Source organism: uncultured Citricoccus sp. (assembly GCF_937871995.1).
GTDB lineage: Bacteria > Actinomycetota > Actinomycetes > Actinomycetales > Micrococcaceae > Citricoccus.
Genome location: NZ_CALMQR010000015.1, coordinates 1 through 20,343, shown reverse-complemented (window position 1 = coordinate 20,343; position 20,343 = coordinate 1). Strand labels below are relative to the sequence as shown.

Annotated in this window: 18 protein-coding genes and 1 tRNA gene; 15 read left to right on the top strand and 4 right to left on the bottom strand. The window is 71.4% G+C overall.

The features are described from left to right. Nucleotides 1–50: 50 nt before the first annotated feature. Nucleotides 51–1,178: a phosphoserine transaminase gene (gene serC / locus Q0283_RS01145; protein WP_183523417.1), complete on the bottom strand. Its 1,128-nt coding sequence runs from the start codon at nucleotides 1,176–1,178 to the stop codon at nucleotides 51–53. A 304-nt stretch (nucleotides 1,179–1,482) separates the two neighbouring features. On the opposite strand from serC, the gene Q0283_RS01140 reads away from it, so the two are divergent. From Q0283_RS01140 to Q0283_RS01110, 7 genes are all read left to right on the top strand, one after another. Then, a complete protein-coding gene (locus Q0283_RS01140) occupies nucleotides 1,483–2,190 on the top strand; it encodes a metal-dependent transcriptional regulator (RefSeq protein ID WP_183523419.1) in 708 nt (235 codons plus the stop codon). A 360-nt stretch (nucleotides 2,191–2,550) separates the two neighbouring features. Continuing rightward, nucleotides 2,551–3,480 carry a C40 family peptidase gene (locus Q0283_RS01135; protein ID WP_298042060.1) on the top strand — a complete coding sequence of 310 codons (930 nt, stop codon included), beginning with the start codon at nucleotides 2,551–2,553 and terminating at the stop codon, nucleotides 3,478–3,480. Between the two features lie 320 nt (nucleotides 3,481–3,800). Beyond that, entirely contained in the window at nucleotides 3,801–4,295 is a 495-nt protein-coding gene (locus Q0283_RS01130; RefSeq protein ID WP_010144995.1) for an HNH endonuclease, read from the top strand. A 40-nt stretch (nucleotides 4,296–4,335) separates the two neighbouring features. Further along, nucleotides 4,336–4,743 (top strand): hypothetical protein, encoded by a 408-nt coding sequence (locus Q0283_RS01125; protein ID WP_183523423.1) that lies wholly within the window; start codon nucleotides 4,336–4,338, stop codon nucleotides 4,741–4,743. Further along, complete coding sequence (locus tag Q0283_RS01120; RefSeq protein WP_183523425.1) at nucleotides 4,740–6,623, top strand: ABC transporter ATP-binding protein; 1,884 nt, start codon at nucleotides 4,740–4,742, stop codon at nucleotides 6,621–6,623. Before Q0283_RS01125 ends, Q0283_RS01120 begins: the two co-directional genes overlap by 4 nt. Nucleotides 6,624–6,735: 112 nt before the next feature. Further along, nucleotides 6,736–8,418 carry an NAD(P)/FAD-dependent oxidoreductase gene (locus Q0283_RS01115; RefSeq protein WP_298042057.1) on the top strand — a complete coding sequence of 561 codons (1,683 nt, stop codon included), beginning with the start codon at nucleotides 6,736–6,738 and terminating at the stop codon, nucleotides 8,416–8,418. A gap of 5 nt (nucleotides 8,419–8,423) precedes the next feature. Beyond that, nucleotides 8,424–9,227, top strand: coding sequence for a carbon-nitrogen hydrolase family protein (locus Q0283_RS01110; RefSeq protein WP_183523427.1), 804 nt, complete (start codon nucleotides 8,424–8,426; stop codon nucleotides 9,225–9,227). A gap of 37 nt (nucleotides 9,228–9,264) precedes the next feature. On the opposite strand, the gene Q0283_RS01105 is transcribed toward Q0283_RS01110, so the two are convergent. Next, nucleotides 9,265–9,341: transfer RNA gene (locus Q0283_RS01105), tRNA-Arg, on the bottom strand. Between the two features lie 101 nt (nucleotides 9,342–9,442). After that, nucleotides 9,443–10,165 (bottom strand): hypothetical protein, encoded by a 723-nt coding sequence (locus Q0283_RS01100; RefSeq protein WP_183523429.1) that lies wholly within the window; start codon nucleotides 10,163–10,165, stop codon nucleotides 9,443–9,445. Between the two features lie 105 nt (nucleotides 10,166–10,270). Here Q0283_RS01100 and pcrA point away from each other — a divergent pair, with 105 nt between their 5' ends. The 5 genes from pcrA (at nucleotide 10,271) to Q0283_RS01075 (ending at nucleotide 16,534) form a co-directional block, all read left to right on the top strand. Further along, the gene (gene pcrA / locus Q0283_RS01095) at nucleotides 10,271–12,772 is read left to right on the top strand and encodes a DNA helicase PcrA (protein ID WP_183523431.1); all 2,502 of its coding nucleotides are present in this window, start codon (nucleotides 10,271–10,273) and stop codon (nucleotides 12,770–12,772) included. 233 nt (nucleotides 12,773–13,005) lie between these two features. Continuing rightward, nucleotides 13,006–14,181, top strand: a complete 1,176-nt coding sequence (gene sucC / locus Q0283_RS01090) for an ADP-forming succinate--CoA ligase subunit beta (protein WP_183523433.1) — start codon at nucleotides 13,006–13,008, stop codon at nucleotides 14,179–14,181. Nucleotides 14,182–14,196: 15 nt separating this feature from the next. After that, a complete protein-coding gene (sucD, locus tag Q0283_RS01085; RefSeq protein WP_183523435.1) occupies nucleotides 14,197–15,132 on the top strand; it encodes a succinate--CoA ligase subunit alpha in 936 nt (311 codons plus the stop codon). A gap of 647 nt (nucleotides 15,133–15,779) precedes the next feature. Beyond that, the gene (locus Q0283_RS01080) at nucleotides 15,780–16,178 is read left to right on the top strand and encodes a YidH family protein (protein ID WP_010145236.1); all 399 of its coding nucleotides are present in this window, start codon (nucleotides 15,780–15,782) and stop codon (nucleotides 16,176–16,178) included. Between the two features lie 20 nt (nucleotides 16,179–16,198). Beyond that, nucleotides 16,199–16,534, top strand: a complete 336-nt coding sequence (locus Q0283_RS01075; protein ID WP_183523437.1) for a DUF202 domain-containing protein — start codon at nucleotides 16,199–16,201, stop codon at nucleotides 16,532–16,534. A 4-nt stretch (nucleotides 16,535–16,538) separates the two neighbouring features. Here Q0283_RS01075 and Q0283_RS01070 read toward each other — a convergent pair whose 3' ends face one another. Continuing rightward, nucleotides 16,539–18,089, bottom strand: a complete 1,551-nt coding sequence (locus tag Q0283_RS01070; RefSeq protein WP_183523439.1) for a sodium:solute symporter — start codon at nucleotides 18,087–18,089, stop codon at nucleotides 16,539–16,541. Nucleotides 18,090–18,197: 108 nt separating this feature from the next. On the opposite strand from Q0283_RS01070, the gene Q0283_RS01065 reads away from it, so the two are divergent. The 3 genes from Q0283_RS01065 to Q0283_RS01055 all read left to right on the top strand — a co-directional run. Next, nucleotides 18,198–18,773 (top strand): helix-turn-helix domain-containing protein, encoded by a 576-nt coding sequence (locus Q0283_RS01065; protein ID WP_183523440.1) that lies wholly within the window; start codon nucleotides 18,198–18,200, stop codon nucleotides 18,771–18,773. 82 nt (nucleotides 18,774–18,855) lie between these two features. Next, on the top strand, nucleotides 18,856–19,857 hold the full coding sequence (gene speB, locus Q0283_RS01060) for an agmatinase (protein WP_298042052.1): 1,002 nt from the start codon (nucleotides 18,856–18,858) through the stop codon (nucleotides 19,855–19,857). Then, nucleotides 19,854–20,343: thiamine pyrophosphate-binding protein (locus Q0283_RS01055; RefSeq protein WP_298042051.1), on the top strand; the 490-nt coding region annotated here is incomplete at its 3' end. The genes speB and Q0283_RS01055, both read left to right, overlap by 4 nt.

Sequence of the window (20,343 nt, the reverse complement as noted above, 5' to 3'; positions counted from 1 at the left end):
CCCCGCCGTTCTCGTACCGGCCGGTGGTCCTGCCGTGCCGGCCGCCGGCCTCAGCCCAGTCGCTCGACGACGTGGTCGATGCAGGCGAGCAGGGCCGTCACGTCGTCCGGCTCGATGGCCGCGAACGTCGCGATGCGCAGCTGGTTGCGGCCGAGCTTGCGGTAGGGCTCCACGTCCACCACGCCGTTGGCGCGCAGGATCGTGGCGACGGCGGCGGCATCGACGTCGTCCGAGAAGTCCACGGTGGTGATCACGGCGGAGCGGTCCTCGGGGCGGGTCACGAACGGCGTGGCGAAGGACGAGTCCGAGGCCCAGGTGTAGACCCGGTTGGACGAGTCGGACGTGCGAGCCGTGGCGAAGTCCAGGCCGCCGTTGTCATTCATCCAGCGCAGCTGGCTGTCCAGCATCACGAGCGTGGCCAGGGCCGGGGTGTTGTAGGTCTGGTTCTTCAGCGAGTTGTCCACCGCGGTCTTCAGGTCCAGGAAGTCCGGGATCCAGCGGCCCGAGGCCTTGACCTGTTCGACACGCTCCAGGGCCGCGGGGGAGAACAGGGCCAGCCACAGCCCGCCGTCGGAGGCGAAGTTCTTCTGCGGGGCGAAGTAGTAGGCATCGGCCTGGGACACGTCCACCGGCAGTCCACCGGCTGCCGAGGTGGCATCGATCAGCACCAGGGCGTCCTCATCCGCCCCGGCCACGCGCTGCACGGGGGCGGCCACGCCGGTGGAGGTCTCGTTCTGCGGCCACGCGTAGACGTCAACGCCGGCCTCGGCCCGCGGCTCCGGCCGCGTCCCGGGCTCCGCGGTGAGGATGGAGGAGGCCTCCAGGAACGGCGCCTTGTCCGTCGCCTTGGCGAACTTCGACCCGAACTCGCCGAAGGACAGGTGCTGGGCGCGGGACCGGACGAGGCCGAACGAGGCGGCGTCCCAGAACGCGGTGGACCCACCGACGCCGAGGATCACCTCGTAGCCCTCGGGGGCAGAGAACAGCTGCGTCAGGCCCTGGCGCACGCTGCCCACGAGGTTCTTCACCGGTGCCTGGCGGTGGGACGTGCCCAGCAGCCTCGGTCCGGCGTCGACCAGGGCCTGGACCTGGTCCGGGCGGACCTTGGACGGACCGGCGCCGAATCGTCCGTCCCGGGGAAGCAGCTGCTGGGGAATGGTCACCTCGGGTGTGCTCATGCGATCTCCTGACTCGACGGTCGTCCCGGAACGGGGCGTGCGACCCGGGGGCGGGCGGCGTTGCCGCCACGCCGGTCGCGACTCCCCATTCTCCCGCATCGACCCCGGACCTCGGGATTCGTGTCGGGCCCGGGTGTGGTCCCCGTCAGCCCGTGCACCACCCTGTCGACGGGGCCGACCGGTGATCCCGGGTGATCCCCGCCGTGGCTAGGATGGTTGGTGCGGTCCCGCGTGCGGGCCCGGCCTGACTCCCCGGCCGGGTGGTCACCCATGGACCATAGGGACCTGGAGAGGAAAGTCAGAAGTGACGGATCTGATCGACACCACGGAGATGTACCTCCGCACCATCCTCGAGCTCGAGGAGGAGGGGATCGTGCCGTTGCGGGCACGCATCGCCGAACGCCTGGAGCACTCCGGGCCGACCGTCTCCCAGACCGTGGCGCGGATGGAACGCGACGGCCTGGTGCATGTCAGCACCGACCGGCACCTCGAGCTCACCGAGGGAGGCCGTGCCAAGGCCGTGCAGGTGATGCGCAAGCACCGCCTGGCCGAGCGACTGCTGTCCGACGTCATCGGGCTGGACTGGGCCTACGTCCACGAGGAGGCCTGCCGCTGGGAGCACGTGATGAGCGAGAAGGTCGAGCTGCGCCTGCTGGAACTGCTGGACCATCCCGTCGACTCCCCGTACGGCAACCCGATCCCGGGACTCGACCAGCTCCATGCGCCCATGAGCGGCGCTCGTTCAGCCCTGGAGCACGGGGTGGCACTGTCGGTGGCCGCCGGTGCTCCGGGCCGGTACACGGTGGTCCGCCTCACCGAGGCCATCCAGACCGACCCTGAACTGCTCTCGGAGCTCGCCCTGGCCGGTGTCCGCCCCGGGCAGGACATCGAGATCGCACCCCGTGACGGCTACATCACGGTGCGCGCCGCGGACGCCGCGGAGGGCGGGGTCGCCCTCGAGGTCTCGCAGGATGCGGCCGCCCACATCCGCGTGGAGCGCAGCCTCCGCTGACCGGGCTCCCGGGAGTCGGGGAGGCGTCCCGGTGTAGGTCACGGCTCCATCACGCGCGACGCTCGATCACGACGTGGGATAAATCACTTCGTCACCATTTTCGGTCTCCTTCTTGCCGCCGGACTAGGCACTTCCTGATGAGTTGCTGGGCGGGGTCCAGTGTTATCCACAGCCCGTCGTGACCTGAGTGTGACATTGGTAAACGTTTCATATACCTTGGAGCCCGGCCCTTCGGCGGGATTCCCGAGGAAGAGCCGGCCGGTGTCTTGCCAATCCCCCCGCAGCCCGGTGCCCTTTCAGCAGTCGTCCATCATGGCGGGGGCGGGTCAGGCCCGGCGGCACGTGAGAGAGGTATATCCCGTGTCGAAGCGCAGCTCCGTTGCACGTCACCGCGCCACCCCGGTCACCAGCAACCCGCTCGAGGCCATCTCCAAGGCAGTGTCCGCCAACGCCGGCACCGTCGGCCGCCAGGCGGCGGTCGTGGCGGCAGCCTCCGGCCTGGTCCTGACCATCGGCATGCCGGCCCAGGGCGCCGACACTGCCGTCCGCGCCACCACCAGCATCCCGGCCCCGGGCCTGGACATCGAGCGTGCCGCGTCCGTCGCCGCCGTCAACGTCACCGCCGCCAAGGACGTCAAGGTCGAGCTGAACCGCGCTCCCGTCGCCTCCAAGCCCGCCCCGGAGCCCGAGCCGGAGCCCGTCGTCGAGGCCCCCGCCCCGCAGCCCGCCGCCGCAGAGGCCCCCGCCGCCGCGACCACCACCCGGTCCGCCGAGCCCACCACCCGTTCCGCTCCGGCCGAGCGCCCGGCCCAGGCCGAGCGCTCCACCGAGCGCACCGTCGAGCGCGCCTCGCGGACCGACCAGTCCGCCCCGCGGACGACCACCACGCAGTCCGCTCCGAAGCCCGCCGCCACGCCGGCCCCGAAGCCGGCGGCGGAGCGTGGCGGCCTCAGCGGCGTCGTGGCCGCCGCCTACTCCGGCGTGGGCGTGCCCTACGTCTACGGCGGCAAGACCACTGCCGGCTGGGACTGCTCCGGCTTCACGGCCTGGGCCTACCGCCAGGCCGGGATCACCATCCCGTCCTCGACCTCCGCGATCCGTGGCTCCGGCCTGTTCGTGCCCACCTCGAACCCGAAGCCGGGCGACCTGGTGTTCCAGAACGGTGGCGGCCACGTCGGCATCTACGTCGGCAACGGCCAGATGATCGGTGCCCAGAACCCGTCCGTCGGCACCTTCCAGCACCCGGTGACGCGCAACCCGCTGTACGGCTACTACACCTACGTCGGCTGACCACCGACCACCTGCCCGGCCACCGGCCGGGTGACGACTGCTACGAGGGCCCCTCCGGACACGGAGGGGCCCTCGGTCGTCCCCGGCATCCCGGGAGGGTGGTCGCCGGCGGCCGTGCGGGCGCGTGAACGCGGCATGACCGGTCCGTGAACACTGCCCGGGACACGCCCGGCGTCGGGGGCCGCGGTCACGCGCCCGGGGGAGCGGCGCGTATCCTGAACCTGATCGCCCCCGATACACTCCGCAGACGCCGGATGGCCGGGTCGGTACCCGGCAGGCGATCCGGCGCCCGCGGCACCCCCGAGCCGCGAGGTCATCCCATGCGCACTCTGGTCCTGAACGCCGGCTACGAGCCGCTGTCCGTCGTCAGCTATCGCCGTGCCATCCTGCTGGTGGGAACCGGGAAGGCGAGCGTGCTCGCCGACGGCGGGGACCCCGTCGTCGGGCCGACCTGTACGGTGATGCGCCCGGCCGTGATCCTGCTGAACCGCTACATCCGGATCCCGCATGCGGACACCGCCGCAGTCTCCCGCCGCGGTGTCCTGCGCCGGGACGGACACCAGTGCGGGTACTGCGGACGGTCCGCCACCACGGTGGACCACATCCACCCGCGGTCCCGCGGGGGTGAGGACTCCTGGGAGAACCTGGTGGCCTGTTGCCTGAAGTGCAACAACGCCAAGGGCGACCGCACCCTGGCGCAGATGGGCTGGACCCTGCGGGTCACCCCCGCCCGCCCGCGGGGACCGCAGTGGCGGATCCGGGAACTGGAGCGCCCGGCGGAGCAGTGGACCGACTTCCTGGCCGCCGTCGCCTGATCCCGGGAGCCCGGCGCGGGCGCCGACCTAGACTGGTGCGGTGCCCCAGAACGTTCCCGCCCCGTCCCCGCAGGTCTCCGCCCCGCAGCATCCGGCGGACTGGCCGGAGCGGTTGATGGCCGCCCTCGAGCTCTCGGGCGTCAGCCCGGACACCGCCCGGCTCTCCCGAGCCGCGCGGATCGCCGCGGCGGCCTCGGGTCAGGACGACGACGCCGCGGCCACGGCGTTCATCGCCGGCTACGCGGCGGGGCTGGCCGAGGGCTCGGGACAGGCCGGATTCGACCGCGCCCACGCCGCCTCGCTGCGCGCGATCGAGCGGCTCCTCGCGGCGGAGGTCACCGCCCCGTCCGCACATCCCCCGCGCGGACGGGCCCCGGCCGGCGCGACCGACGCGACGGCGGCCGGCGCCCCCGGTGGGACGGCCGAGGACCAGGAGCCCCGGCCATGAGCATGGAACGGGCCGCGTGGATGACGATGTACCGGATGAGCCGCGGCGCCGACCAGGCCGGCCGGGGACTGCGGCCGGGCACCGTACGGCGCACCCTGGACTTCGTCCGCCGGTACAAGGGCAAGCTGCTGTTCTACCTCGTGCTCTCCGTCGTCGGGGCCTTCCTGGGGGTGGCCTCGCCCATCCTCGCCGGGGACGTGGTGGACGCGATCGTCGGCGGGGGGACGTCCGCGCTCATCATCCGGCTGGCGCTGCTGATCGCCCTGGTGGCCGTGCTCGACGCGATCCTGGGCGTGGTGACCCGGTGGCTGTCCTCCGACCTGGGGGAGCGCATCATCTACGACCTGCGCACCGCGGTGTTCGACCACGTGCAGACCATGCCGATCGCCTTCTTCATGCGCACCCGCACCGGTGCCCTGGTCTCCCGGCTCAACAACGACGTCATCGGCGCCCAGACGGCGATCTCCCGCACCCTGTCCGGGGTGGTGATGAACGTGGTCTCCCTGGTGCTGACCCTCATCGTCATGCTGACGACCTCCTGGCAGGTCACGCTGGTCTCCCTGGTGCTGCTGCCGCTGTTCCTGATCCCGGCGCGCTTCATGGGCGGCAAGATCGCCGAGCTGAGCCGCAGCCAGGCCCAGTCCAACGCGACCATGGGCGACCAGATGACCGAGCGGTTCTCCGCGGCCGGGGCCACCCTCGTCAAACTCTTCGGCAGTCCCGCGCGGGAGTCGGCCGAGTTCGCCTCCCGGGCCGACAGGGTCCGGGCGGTCGGCGTGGGGATCTCGGTGCGCCAGTCCGTGTTCATGACCGCACTGACCCTCGTCTCCGCGCTCGCCCTCGCGGCGGTCTACGGCATCGGCGGGCTGCAGGCCCTGGCCGGGACGCTCGAGGCCGGGGACGTCGTCACGCTGGCCCTGCTGCTGACCCGGCTCTACGCCCCCCTGACCGGCCTGGCCAGCGCCCGCGTGGAGATCATGGGTGCCCTCGTCTCCTTCGACCGGGTCTTCGAGGTGCTGGACCTGGAACCGTTGATCCGCGAGCGGCCGGACGCGCGGGCCATCCCGGACGGCCCGGTCACCCTCGAGGTGCAGGACGTGCGGTTCTCCTATCCCAGCGCGGACCAGGTCTCGCTGGCCTCGCTCGAGGAGGTGGCCGTGCTGGACCGCCGGGGCGGGGCCGAGGTGCTGCACGGGATCTCCTTCACGGTGCAGCCGGGGCAGACCTACGCCCTGGTCGGCACCTCGGGCGCGGGCAAGTCCACCATCGCCTCGCTGCTGGCCCGGCTCTACGATGTCGGCTCCGGTTCGGTCCGCTACAACGGCCTGGACGTCCGGGACACCACCTTCGCCTCCCTGCAGGAGACGGTGGGCATGGTCACCCAGGACGGGCACCTGTTCCACGACACGATCCGCGGGAACCTGACCCTGGCCCGGCCCGAGGCCACCGAGGAGGAGGTGTGGGAGGCGATCGACCGCGCCCGCCTGCGGGACGTGGTCGAGGGCCTGCCGGACCGGCTGGACACCGTGGTGGGGGAGCGGGGATACCGGCTATCCGGGGGAGAGCGGCAGCGGATGACGATCGCCCGACTGCTGCTGGCCGCACCGCGCGTCGTCCTGCTGGACGAGGCGACGGCCGCCCTGGACTCCACGTCGGAGAAGGCCGTCCAGGCCGCCCTGGCCGAGGCTCTGGAAGGCCGCACCGCCGTCGTGATCGCGCACCGGCTCTCCACCATCCGCTCCGCCGACCGCATCCTGGTGGTCGAGGACGGGCACGTGGTGGAGGAGGGGCCGCACGCGGACCTGCTGGCCCGCGGGGGCCGCTACGCCGAGCTGTACCGGACCCAGTTCGACGATCCCGTGGCCGGCGCCGGCGGCTGACCCGCCGGGGCGGCCCGCCAGGCGCGGACGGCCTCGTCAGGTCGCTGCCGTGGCCGGGGTGAAGGCCCCCCGGGGGGTGGGCACGTGGCGATGGAGGCCATAGTCTCCTGACGTGAGCATTTTCACGCCGTCCGAGAAGGACACCTCGCCGCTGCCCGTCACCATGTTCGGGCCCGACTTCCCGTTCGCCTACGACGAGTGGCTGGACCATCCCGCGGGCCTCGGCACCCTGCCGCAGGCGGTCCTGGGACGTGAGGTGGCGATCATCGGGGCGGGGCTGTCCGGCATGGTCGCCGCCTACGAGCTGATGAACCTGGGGCTCAAGCCGGTGATCTACGAGCCGACCAGGATCGGTGGCCGGTTGCGCACCCACCGCTTCGACGGCGCCGAGGGGGTGGTGGCGGAACTGGGCGGGATGCGCTTCCCCACCTCGGGCAGCACCTTCTTCCACTATGCCGACCTCCTGGGCCTGGACCACCGGCCCTTCCCGAACCCGCTGACACCCGCCGCGGGAAGCACGGTCATCGACATCGGCGGTGAGACCTTCTACGGCCAGACCCTGGCCGATCTCCCGGAGACCTTCACCAGGATCTCCGACGCCTGGGACGCCGCGCTGGAGGAGATCGGGTACACCGAGATGCAGGAGGCCATCCGGCATCGCGACGTCCCCCGGCTCAAGAGGTCCTGGGACACCCTCGTGGCGGAGTGGGACGACCGGACGTTCTACGACTTCATCGCCCGGTCGAAGGCCTTCGGGTCCCTGTCCTTCCGTGACCGGGAACTGTTCGGCGTGGTGGGGTTCGGCACGGGGGGATGGGACTCGGACTTCCCGAACTCCATGCTGGAGATCCTGCGGGTGGTCCTCACCAACTGCGACGCCGACCAGCGGCTCATCGTGGGCGGCGTCGACCAGCTGCCCCGCGGGCTGTGGGAGTTGCCGGTCCGCCCCGGCGGGCCCTGGCCCAGCGGGACCACGCTGTCCTCCCTCCACCACGGGGCCACGCTGGCCGCCGCCTCGGCCATCGGGAAGGACGACGACGGCCGGTTCTGCGTGCGGGACCGGTGGGGCACCACGCGACGGCACCACGCCGTGGTCGCGACGTGCCACAGCTGGCTGCTGACCACGGAGGTCGACTGCGACGAGGGCCTGTTCTCGCAGGACCTGTGGATGGCGCTGGACCGGACGCGGTACATGCAGTCGACGAAGACCTTCGTCATGGTCGACGAGCCGTTCTGGCTGCGCACGGACCCGGAGACCGGCCGCCAGCAGATGAGCATGACGCTCACCGACCGGCTGACGCGGGGCACCTACCTCTTCGACGACGGACCCGATCGCCCGGCCGCGATCTGCCTGTCCTACTCCTGGATGTCGGACTCCCTGAAGATGCTCCCGCACGCCGTGGACCGCCGGGTCGACCTCGCGCTGAACTCGCTGTCGAAGATCTATCCCACCGTGGACATCCGCGGTCACATCGTGGGCGAACCCGTGACGGTGTCCTGGGAGGACGACCCGTTCTTCCTGGGCGCGTTCAAGGGGGCCCTGCCCGGGCACTACCGCTACAACTACAGGATGTACACCCACTTCATGCAGCAGGGCCTGCCGGAGAGCCAGCGCGGGATCTTCCTGGCCGGCGATGACGTCTCGTTCACCCCCGCCTGGGCGGAGGGCGCGGTGCAGACCGGGCTGAACGCGGTCTGGGGTGTCATGGACTACTTCGGCGGTTCCTGTGCCGGGGACAATCCTGGCCCGGGGGACCTCTTCGACGAGATCGCGCCCGTCGCGCTGGCGGACTGAGCACCGTGCGCGTCGCCGTCTGGCAGTGCGAGCCGCATCCGCTCGACGTCGAGGGGAACCTCCTGCGGCTGCAGGACGCCCTGGACCGGGCGTCGGAACAAGATGCCGACGTCCTGGTGGTCCCGGAGATGTTCACCACCGGGTACGACATCCCCCGCCGGGACACGCATCGGCTGGCCGAGCCGTGCGGGGGTCCGACCGCCCAGCGGATCGCCGAGCTGACCGTGCGCACCGGGGTGGCCGTGGCCTACGGCTATCCCGAACGGGACACCGACGGCACCGTGTACAACTCCGCCCTGCTGGTCTCGGACGGCAGGACGGTCCTGCGGCACCGGAAGATGCACCTGTTCGAGGACCTGGACCGGAGCCGCTTCACCCCCGGGAACGCACCGCCCGCGGTGGCGGACCTCCGGGGGCACCGGGTCGCCCTGCTCATCTGCTACGACGTGGAATTCCCGGAGGCCGTCCGGGCGGCGGCGCTGCGGGGTGCACAGGTCGTCCTGGTCCCGACGGCGAACATGGCCGGTTACGAGATCGTGTCCCGGACCCTGGTGCCCGCCCGGGCCTACGAGAACGGGGTCCAGATCGCCTACGCCAACTACTGCGGGAGCGAGGGCGACCAGGACTATGCGGGGCTCAGCGTGATCTGCGGCCCCGGCGGCGCCGTGGACACCCTGCCGGCGGCGGGTGAGGGCCTGCTCGTGGTGGAGGTCCGGGACGTCGAGGGCGTGCCGCCGTACCTGGCCGACCGCCGGGTGGACCTCTTCGGGCCGGGCGATCCCGGCGACCCGCGGACCACACCGTCCTGAGGACTGCTCGGGCGCCGCCGGCGGCGGAGGAGAGGACTGGTGCCCCCGACCGGAATCGAACCGATGGCCTACCCTTTAGGAGAGGGTCGCTCTATCCTACTGAGCTACGGGGGCTGCAGGGCCCGGACGCCCGCTCGCACGCGCGAGGGCGCGGGTCCACTCGGACATCCTACGCGGTCCCCGGCGGCTCGTGCGTCACCTCCGGGATTCGTGGGTCATCTCCGCCGCGGTTGGCGGGTGAGCGCCCCGGTGCGTTCCCGGGCCGAACGGCGGAACCGCCCGGCGATCATCAGCACGATCCACGCGGTGATGGCCACCAGCAGCACCCAGCGCGCCGTGGTGAAGGCGGAGGCCAGGGCCGCGCCTTCGCCCCCGGACCGCAGCGTCGACTCGATGAGCATGTTCTCCACGATGTCCACCACCGCGAACAGCGCACCGGCGGCGTAGGACACCCAGCGGCCCCAGCCGCGGGGCAGGCACCAGGCGGCCACGGCGGCCACGGACAGGCCCACCGCGATGGGGAAGATGACCCCGGCCGTCTTGTGCACCCAGTTCAGCTGCCCGTGGGCCGGCTCGTCCATGGCGGCGTCCAGCTCGGCGAGGTAGGCGGAGTCGTAGAGGAACTGCTGGTCCGGCATGGGCAGCCCGCCGGACAGCTGCGCCATCTGCGGCAGCACCAGCACGTGCAGGTAGAAGAACATGAACAGGGTGGTGCCCAGCAGGGCGGCCACCAGCATCCCCGGGCTGCCCTCCTTCTGGCCGGAGGCCTCCAGGTCCTGGCGGGCCTGGGCCACCGAGGGGCGGGGGTGCCGGACGGGACCGGCGGCCGACGCCGGGGAACCGCCCCTGACCTCGCCCGGCCGCGGTGCGCCGGACGGGGGGCCGGACCGGCCGGTACCGGGCCTGTTCTGCCGCTTCTTGTTCTTCTTCTGGGACACGTGAACCTCCAGCCTCCCATTATCCCGCCTGCGGGACGGGCCGGAGGACCGGGGCTGTGGACGGCCCCTGAGGGCGTCCCGGCCCTCGGTAGAATGGACGCCACCATGTCCCAGGATTTCCAGACCGCCCTGCCGGGCCTGTTCGCCGCCCGCCCCGCCGACCCGTTCTCCGACGAGCCGGAGTTCGGCTTCGCCTCCACCGCCGGTGCCCACCGCGCGCCCGGCGCGGACGAACTGCTCGAGGGGCTGAACGAGCAGCAGAAGCGCGCCGTGGAGCACACCGGTTCGCCGCTGCTGATCGTGGCCGGAGCCGGTTCGGGCAAGACCCGCGTGCTCACGCACCGGATCGCCTACGCCCTGGCCACCGGCCGGGCCCGCCCGCACGAGGTCCTGGCGATCACCTTCACGAACAAGGCCGCCGCGGAGATGCGCGAGCGGATCAGCGCGCTGATCGGTCCGGCGGCGCAGAAGATGTGGATCTCCACCTTCCACTCCTCCTGCGTGCGGATCCTGCGCCGGGAGGCCACCACGGTCGGGTTGAAGTCCAACTTCTCCATCTACGACTCCGCCGACTCCCTGCGGCTGGTCACCTCGATCGCCAAGGCGCACGACCTGGACCCCAAGCGGTTCGCGCCCAAGGCGATCCTGAACAGGATCAGCGCCCTGAAGAACGAGCTCGTGGACTGCGAGGACCACGCGGCCACCGTCGGCACCTCCGAGCCCTTCGCCCAGGCGGTGTCCGCCGTCTACACCGAGTACACCGCACGGCTGCGCCAGGCCAACGCCATGGACTTCGACGACCTGATCGGGATGACGGTCAACATGCTCGAGGCCTTCCCGGGGGTGCTGGACAACTACCGCCGGCGCTTCCGGCACGTGCTGGTGGACGAGTACCAGGACACCAACCACGCCCAGTACCGCTTGGTGCGGCTGCTCACCGGGCCCGCAGGGGAGCCGGGGGGAGTGGAGACCGCCGGCGGCGAGCTCACCGTGGTCGGGGACTCGGACCAGTCCATCTACGCCTTCCGCGGTGCGGACATCCGCAACATCGTCGAGTTCGAGCAGGACTACCCCGAGGCCGAGACCATCAAGCTGGAGCAGAACTACCGCTCCACCCAGACCATCCTGGACGCCGCCAATGCGGTGATCTCGAAGAACCCCCAGCGCCGGCCCAAGAACCTGTGGACCGCCGAGGGGTCGGGGGAGAAGATCGTCGGCTACGCCGCGGAGAACGAGTCGGCCGAGGCGGAGTGGATCGCCACCACGATCGACCGGCTCCAGGACGAGGAGGGCATCCGCCCGGCGGACGTCGCGGTCTTCTACCGCACCAACGCCCAGTCCCGCTCCCTCGAGGAACGCCTGGTCACGAAGGGCATCCCGTACCGGGTGGTGGGCGGCACGCGGTTCTACGACCGCAAGGAGATCAAGGACGCGCTGGCCTACCTGCGCGTGCTGGACAACCCCGATGACGACGTCAACCTGCGCCGGATCCTCAACGAGCCCAAGCGCGGGATCGGCGACCGCGCCGAGGGGGCGGTGGCGGCGCTGCAGGGCCGCAACCGCTCTACCTTCTTCGAGGCGCTGCGCCAGGCGGACCAGGCCCCGGCCATGGCCACCCGCTCCCTCAAGGCCGTCAACGGCTTCGTGCAGATGATGGACGACCTCGCCCAGGTGGCGGCCACGTCCGGCGCCGCCACCGTGCTGGAGGCCGTCCTGGAACAGACGGGCATGCTCGAGGCGCTGCGTTCCTCCGAGGACCTGCAGGACGAGTCCCGCGCGGACAACCTCGGCGAGCTGGTGGCGGTGGTCCGCGAGTTCGAGAAGGCCAATCCCGGGGGCACCCTGGGGGACTTCCTGGAACAGGTGGCGCTCGTGGCCGACGCGGACCAGCTGCCGGACGCCCCGGACACCGAGGGTGCCGCCCTGGCCGACCAGCTGGGCCAGGTCACCCTGATGACCCTGCACACCGCCAAGGGACTGGAGTTCCCGGTGGTGTTCCTGACCGGCATGGAGCACGGCGTCTTCCCGCACTCGCGGTCCATGACGGACGAGAAGGAGCTGGCCGAGGAACGCCGGCTCGCCTACGTGGGCCTGACGCGCGCCCGACGCCGGCTCTTCGTCTCCCGTGCCGAGGCCCGGTCCCTGTGGGGCCAGCACCAGTTCAATCCGCCCAGCCAGTTCCTGGAGGAGATCCCGGAGACTCTGCTGGTCTGGGAACGGGAGGGTTCGGCCCGGCCCGCGGGCTTCGGCGGCGGTTTCGGCGGCGGCTCGATCGGCGGCCACGGGGGTTCTCGCTATCCCCAGCGGTTCTCCGGTTCCCACTGGGGTGCCGGGTCCGCGTCCAACCGGCCGGCCCGCGCGTCGGGAACCTATGCGGAGGGCGCCGAGCTGACGGTGCCGAACCGGGGCGCCAAGCCCACCCGGGTCCAGCCCAACAAGGAGATCGTGGCCTTGGCGCCGGGGGACGCCGTGGACCACGGCACCTTCGGTCGCGGCACCGTGCTGGCGCTCGCCGGCGCGGGGGACAAGACCGTCGCCACCGTCGACTTCGCCGGAACCGAGAAGCGGCTGCTGTTGCGCTATGCCCCGCTGACCCGGGTGGACTGAGGCCCCCACGGGGCCCTGCCGGCCGGAATGGACGGCCACGGTGTGGCGTGGACTAAGGTAAGGGTTGGAATGCCCGGGGTTTCCCGGACTTCCGGCCGGCTTCCGCCGAGCCGGACACGCATCACTCGATGTCAGGGGTCGGATGGCCTCTTCAGGATCGGGTGCTGCCGTGCCCAGATGCCGCCCGCGGAATCCGTGCCGTCCCCGTTTTCGACGTAGAAGGACTCCAACCCGTGGACCTGTATGAATACCAGGCGCGCGATCTGTTCGAGGCACACGGCGTTCCCGTGCTGGCCGGCATCGTGGCGCAGACCCCGGAAGAGGCCAAGGCGGCCGCTGAGAAGATCGGCGGCGTGACTGTCGTCAAGGCGCAGGTGAAGGTCGGTGGCCGCGGCAAGGCCGGCGGCGTGAAGGTCGCCAAGACCGCCGACGAGGCCTTCGAGCACGCCAAGGCCATCCTGGGCATGGACATCAAGGGCCATACCGTCCACCAGGTCATGATCGCCCAGGGCGCGGACATCGCGGAGGAGTACTACTTCTCCGTGCTGCTGGACCGCTCCAACCGCACCTACCTGGCGATGTGCTCGGTCGAGGGCGGCATGGAGATCGAGCAGCTCGCCGAGGAGCGTCCCGAGGCCCTGGCCAAGGTGCCCGTCTCCGCGCTGACCGGCATCGACGCCGCGACCGCGGACAAGATCGTGGCCGAGGCCGGGTTCCCCGAGGAGCTGCGCGGCAAGGTCGCCGAGGTCCTCGTGAAGCTGTGGGACGTCTTCGAGAAGGAGGACGCGACCCTGGTGGAGGTCAACCCGCTGGTCAAGACCGGCGCCGGTGACATCGTGGCCCTGGACGGCAAGGTCACCCTGGACGACAACGCCGAGTTCCGCCAGGAGGGCCACGGCGCCCTGGTGGACGAGCGCACCGAGGACCCGCTGGAGGCCAAGGCCAAGGCGAACGACCTCAACTACGTCAAGCTCGACGGCGAGGTCGGCATCATCGGCAACGGCGCGGGCCTGGTCATGTCCACCCTGGACGTCGTGGCCTACGCCGGCGAGAACCACGGCGGCGTCAAGCCCGCCAACTTCCTGGACATCGGCGGTGGCGCCTCGGCCGAGGTCATGGCCAACGGCCTGGACGTCATCCTCAACGACGCACAGGTCAAGAGCGTGTTCGTGAACGTCTTCGGTGGCATCACCGCGTGTGACGCGGTCGCCAACGGCGTGGTCAAGGCCCTGGAGATCCTGGGCGACAAGGCGACCAAGCCGCTGGTCGTGCGCCTGGACGGCAACAACGTGGACGAGGGCCGCCGTATCCTGCGCGAGGCCGCCCACCCGCTGGTCACCCAGGCCACCTCCATGGACGAAGGCGCCGACAAGGCCGCCGAGCTCGCCAACGCCTCGGCACAGAAGTAAGGACGGACAGCACACATGTCGATCTACCTGAACAAGGATTCCAAGGTCATCGTCCAGGGCATCACCGGCGGCGAGGGCTCCAAGCACACCGCCCGGATGCTGCACGCCGGGACCAACATCGTCGGCGGCGTCAACGCCCGCAAGGCCGGCACCACCGTGGCCCACAAGGACCAGCACGGTGCAGAGGTCGAGTTGCCCGTCTTCGGGTCCGTGGCCGAGGCCATGGAGGCCACCGGGGCGGACGTCTCCGTGATGTTCGTGCCCCCGAAGTTCGCCAAGGACGCCGCCATCGAGGCGATCGAGGCCGGCATCCCGCTGCTCGTGGTCATCACCGAGGGCATCCCGGTGCAGGACTCCGCCCAGTTCTTCGCCCTGTCCCAGGAGAAGACCGGCGCCGACGGCAAGCCGGTGACCCGGATCCTGGGCCCGAACTGCCCCGGCATCATCACCCCGGGTGAGTCCCTGGCCGGCATCACCCCGGCCAACATCACCGGCAAGGGCGGCGTCGGCCTGGTCTCCAAGTCCGGCACCCTGACCTACCAGATGATGTACGAGCTGCGGGACCTGGGCTTCTCCACCGCCATCGGCATCGGCGGCGACCCGGTCATCGGCACCACCCACATCGACGCCCTCGAGGCGTTCGAGGCGGACCCGGACACCAAGGCGATCGTGATGATCGGCGAGATCGGCGGCGACGCCGAGGAGCGGGCCGCGGAGTTCATCAAGAACAACGTGACCAAGCCGGTCGTCGGCTACGTGGCGGGCTTCACCGCCCCGGAGGGCAAGACCATGGGCCACGCCGGCGCCATCGTCTCCGGCTCCTCCGGCACCGCGCAGGCCAAGAAGGAGGCCCTCGAGGCCGCGGGCGTGAAGGTCGGCAAGACCCCGTCCGAGACCGCGCACCTGCTGCGCGAGGTCTACCCGGAGCACGAGGAACTCTCCTCGCTCTGACCCGGACCCCGATGAGAACGGCCCCCTTCCGCACGCGGAAGGGGGCCGTTCTCATCGGGACCCGACGGTGAGTGCCGTGGGGCCCCGACCCTGGCTTGGAGAACCGGGCTCTACAGAGCCGAGACGATCCAGATGATCAGGGCGATCGCCAGCAAAATGCCGACGATGGTCCAGACAAGACTGCTACCACGCATGGTGTTCCTCCGTTCTCCGCGCTCTGCGGTTCGTCAATGATTATGGGCACAATCGACCCCCTCAGTTCAAGTTCGGCCGTGCTGCGAATCCCCAAGCGGCGGCGGGAATCCGGCTGGATCGGTGCCGCGCCGGGCGAGAGGGCCGGCGGGTCCTTCGCGTGCTCGCCCAGCAGGGTGCGCCAGTGCTGTGACGGTGTTCGGCCCGGGTCAGTCCGAGCAGGATGTCGCGTTCGGGGCCGTGCGTGCGGTGGGCCATCTGCCGGTAGATCTGGCCCTCGGTGATCCCATCGGCCAGATACCGCCGCCACCGCCGCACCTGATCCCGCGAGGGCTCACCGTCCGGGCTGCGGCGGGATGCGGGGAAGGTCGATGCGTCAGGCATCGAGAGGGCGGCTCCGTCTCGGAAAGGCAACAGTCCGGTCAGCCGGACCACCCTCATTCTACGATGGGCCTATGACATCACCCGAGGACGCCGTCACCCCGTCACGAGGGCGCCTGGCCTCCCGGTTGCTGGCCGGGGGCAGGGAGCCCGACCCGCGGTTCACGCTGGCCAACGAGCGCACGTTCCTGGCCTGGATCCGCACCTCCCTGGCCCTGCTGGCCGGAGGGATCGCCGTCGAGGCCTTCACGGGGTCCGTGTTCGACCCGCTCACCCGCAAGGTGGCCGGGTCCGGGCTGCTACTCATCGCGGCCCTGCTCGCCACCACGGCAGGATTCCGCTGGATGCGCGTGGAGCGGGCCATGCGCCAGGGCCGCCCGCTGCCGTTGCCACTGCTGGTGCCGGTCCTGGCCACCGGCGGGGCCGTCGTGGCGGTGGTGCTGTTCGTGTTCATCCTGATGCGGCCCGCCTGAGGCCGGCGGGGACCACCGAGGTGACACTCTTCAGCGCCACCGCCCTGCACCAGGACCCGGGGCTGCAACCGGAGCGGACCGTGATGAGCTGGGACCGCTCCCTGCTGGCGCTCATCGTCACGGCGGCGATGTTCCTGCGCTGGTACGGGGCCGTGGGCCCGCTGGCCCTGGCGCCCGCCCTGCTGAGCGCGGTGGCCGCGCTGGTCATCCACTGGACCCAGCGGCACCGGTACGGGACACAGTCCGCCGGGATCGCCCGGGAACGGGTGCGGGCCGATGCCTGGGCCGTGCTGTGGCTCATGACGCTCGTGACGGTCCTGGCCGTGCTGGGCATCGGGGCGATCTGGTGGACCTGAGCGGTCAGGAGACGGTGACCCCCGGCCGGAGCTCCTCGGTGGCGCCCTCGGTCCGGCGCCGGCGCCAGGCCTCCAGCACCGAGGGGTGCGTCGGGCGGGTCAGCAGGCTGACGACGACGTAGACCAGGGCCGAGGACGCGAGCCCGACGTAGATCGGCTCGTTGGCGTAGACCCCGCCGAACGCCTCGGTGGCCTGGACCTCGAGGACGATCATGGTCGTCAGCGTGCCGACCGTGCCGGCCGCCATCGACCAGGCGGCCCCCGGTCCGGTCCCACGAGACCAGACCAGCCCGCCGAGGATGGCCACCAGCAGGCCGCCGACCAGGATGTCGTAGGCGATCGTCAGCGCCGCCACGACGTCCGGGACCAGGATGGCCAGCACCAGCACGAACAGGCCCAGCCCCAGGACCCACCAGCGGTTGGAGTTCACGTCCTCCTCGAAGTGCCGGGACTGCTCGGCCTCCTCCTCTGCCTCCCGGGCGGCCTGGGCGGCGTCCAGTCGTTCCGGCCGCCGGCCGGCCGCGAGGTCACGGACCAGGGGCACGACGTCGGCCCGGGCCACGGTGGCGGCGGCGATCAGCGCCCCGGAGGCGGTGGACATCATGGCGGCCACGGCGGCGGCGAGCGCGAGCCCGCCGATGCCGATGGGCAGGACGCCCAGGGCGACCGTGGCGAAGACGTCGTCCCGGACCTCGACCTGCGGCATCAGCACGGCGGCGGCCATGCCGATCACGGCCCCGGCCACGCCGTACAGGATGCAGTAGACGCCGGCCGTCGTGCCGCCCCAGCGGGCGACCTGGGGGGACCGCGCCGTGAAGACCCGCTGCCAGATGTCCTGGCCGATCAGCAGGCCGAGGGTGTAGATGACGAAGTAGGTGATGATCGACTGCAGGCCCATGCCGCCCAGGTCGAAGAACTCGGCGTCCAGCCGGGCGGTGAGCCCGCTCCAGCCGCCGGCGTTGGCGAGGGAGATGGGCAGCATCAGGGCGAACATCCCGACGGTCATGATGATGAACTGCGCCATGTCCGCCAGCGTGATGGACCACATCCCGCCGATCACGGCGTAGGCCAGGACGATCCCGCCGCCCACCATGATGGACAGCCAGCGGTCCCAGCCGAACAGCACCACGAAGATCGAGGCGTAGGCACCCGTGGAGGTGGCCGCCAGCATCAGGGTGTAGGCGAGCATGACGATCGAGGAGGCGCGCGTGGCCTCCGAGCCGTAGCGCAGGGTGAGCATCTGGGAGACGGTGTAGATCCGGAGCCGTTGCAGGGACGGGGCGAACAGCAGGCTCAGCAGCAGCACGCCGACGCCGATGGCCGTCACGAGCCACAGGCCCGAGATGCCGAACTCGTAGCCAAGCCCCACGCCGCCGACGGTCGAGGCGCCGCCCAGGACGACGGCGCTCATGGTGCCGGTGTAGAGCATGGGCCCCAGCCGGCGGCCGGCCACGAGGTAGTCCGAGGTGCCGCGGGTGCGGCGCCGCCCCCACCAGCCGAACAGCAGCATGCTGGCGAGGTAGGCCGAGATGATGACGATATTCAGGGTCTGCATGGGGTTCCTCGCGGCTCAGGAGTGTTGCGGGTCACACGGGTGGGACTACGGTAAACACATGTTGCTCCACAGACAACCCCGGGGCCGTGTCCGGCGCAGGAGGCGTGCGTGAAGTCCCTGCCGATCCAGCCCACGGTCCCGGACCGCGCCATCGGCGGACGCCTGCGCGCGCTGCGGCAGGAGCGGCGGCTGACCATGGACCAGGTGGCCGAGTTCTCCGGTTTGACCAAGGGTTTCCTCTCCCGCGTGGAGCGCGACCTGACCAGTCCGTCCGTCGCGAGCCTCGTGGCCATCTGCCAGGTGCTCGGCGTCTCGGCGGGCGAGATCCTGGACGCCCCGCAGACCGCCGTGGTCCGCCTGGAGAACGCCCCGAGGGTCAACCTGGGCGGGGACGGCATCTCGGAGCACCTGCTGACGCCTCCCGGTCGGCGCGGGCTGCAGCTGATCCGCGCCGTGATCGCCCCCGGGGGCCGGGGGGACGCCGAGCTCTACACGGTGGACTGCGACGTCGAGTCGCTGCACGTGATCAGCGGCAGCCTCGTGTTCATCACCACCGGCGGCGAGGTCCGGCTCGAGGCCGGGGACACCGCCTCCTTCTCCGGCTCCGAACCGCACAGCTGGTCCAATCCCGGTGACCGCGAGGCCGTCGTGCTCTGGGCGCTGGCGGGCCGCCGCCTGAGCTGACGACGCCACCCTCCGCATGCCCCGCCAACCGCCCCCCGCTGCCACCCACCGCATCCACCGCCACCCACCGAGAGGTCACACCATGCTGGAGATCCCCCGCGTCACCGAGAACGGCAACATCGGCCCGGTGAACTCTGCCCTCGTGCCCCGCTTCGGCGGGGCCGCCACCTTCGCCCTGCTGCCCACGGACCAGGAGGCCACCGCTGCCGGCCGGACCGCGGCCGTCAAGGTGGTCGGCGTCCCCTTCGACTCGGGGGTGTCCTACCGCCCCGGTGCCCGCTTCGGCCCGGGGCACGTCCGGCAGTCCTCCCGGCTGCTGCGGCCCTACAACCCGGCCACGGACACATCCCCCTTCGCGCAGGTGCAGGTGGTGGACGCCGGGGACATGGCGGTGAACCCGTTCAACATCCACGAGGCGATCGAGGCGATCCAGGCCGACGCCCTGGCGCTGACCCGGGACGCCGCCTCGCTCCTGACGATCGGCGGGGACCACACCATCGCCCTGCCGCTGCTGCGGGCCGCCGCCGAACGGGCCGGGCGGCCGCTCGCCCTGCTCCACTTCGACGCCCACCTGGACACCTGGGACACCTACTTCGGTGCCGAGTACACGCACGGCACCCCGTTCCGCCGCGCCGTGGAGGAGGGGATCCTCGACACGGACGCCCTCAGCCATGTCGGTACCCGCGGGCCGCTGTACGGCCGCAAGGACCTCGAGGACGACCGGCGGTTCGGCTTCGGGATCGTCACCAGCGCGGACGTGTTCCGCCTGGGGGTGGACGAGGTGGTGGCCCGGCTCCGCGAGCGCATCGGCGACCGGCCCCTGTACGTCTCGGTGGACATCGATGTCCTCGATCCCGCGCACGCGCCGGGCACCGGCACCCCGGAGGCCGGCGGGATGACGAGCCGGGAACTGCTGGAGATCCTGCGCGGACTGCGCGGACTCGACCTGGTGGGGGCCGATGTCGTGGAGGTGTCCCCTGCCTACGACCACGCCGAACTGACCGGGGTGGCGGCCGCGCACGTGGCCTACGACCTCATCGGGCTGATGGCCGACCTGCGGGCCTCGCGCGAGGGCGCGGCGTGACGCCCGGGCCCGGAGCCGGGAGCGGGGCGGGGGACGCGACCGCGAGGCGCAACGGCGGGGACCTGGTCGTCGAGACCCTGCACGCCCTGGGGGCCCGCACCGTCTTCGGGATCCCGGGCCAGCACGCCCTGGGCCTGTTCGACGCGCTGTCCCGTTCGGAACTGGAGTTCGTCTCCAACCGGGTGGAGAACAACGCCGCGTTCGCCGCCGACGGCTACTCGCGGGCCACCGGCGAGGTCGGCGTGCTGTTCCTGTCCACCGGGCCCGGCGCACTGACCGCCCTGGCGGGGCTGCAGGAGGCCTACGCCACCGCGGTGCCGATGGTCGTCGTCGCCTCCCAGATCCCCGTCTCCGGGCTGGGGGCGCGCCGGAAGGGGATGCTGCACCAGCTCGACGACCAGAAGGCCTCGGCGCAGAACGTGACGAAGGCGCAGGTCACCGTGCACCACGCCTCGGGCATCCCCTCGGCCATCCAGGACGCCTGGG

What these genes read in the sequence shown, in the direction of transcription:
- Q0283_RS01130 (WP_010144995.1), top strand. Translation starts at nt 3,801, where the DNA reads ATGCGCACTCTGGTCCTGAACGCCGGCTACGAGCCGCTGTCCGTCGTC.
- speB (WP_298042052.1), top strand. Translation starts at nt 18,856, where the DNA reads ATGCTGGAGATCCCCCGCGTCACCGAGAACGGCAACATCGGCCCGGTG.
- Q0283_RS01070 (WP_183523439.1), bottom strand. Translation starts at nt 18,089, where the DNA reads ATGCAGACCCTGAATATCGTCATCATCTCGGCCTACCTCGCCAGCATG.
- serC (WP_183523417.1), bottom strand. Translation starts at nt 1,178, where the DNA reads ATGAGCACACCCGAGGTGACCATTCCCCAGCAGCTGCTTCCCCGGGAC.
- pcrA (WP_183523431.1), top strand. Translation starts at nt 10,271, where the DNA reads ATGTCCCAGGATTTCCAGACCGCCCTGCCGGGCCTGTTCGCCGCCCGC.
- Q0283_RS01080 (WP_010145236.1), top strand. Translation starts at nt 15,780, where the DNA reads ATGACATCACCCGAGGACGCCGTCACCCCGTCACGAGGGCGCCTGGCC.
- Q0283_RS01120 (WP_183523425.1), top strand. Translation starts at nt 4,740, where the DNA reads ATGAGCATGGAACGGGCCGCGTGGATGACGATGTACCGGATGAGCCGC.
- sucD (WP_183523435.1), top strand. Translation starts at nt 14,197, where the DNA reads ATGTCGATCTACCTGAACAAGGATTCCAAGGTCATCGTCCAGGGCATC.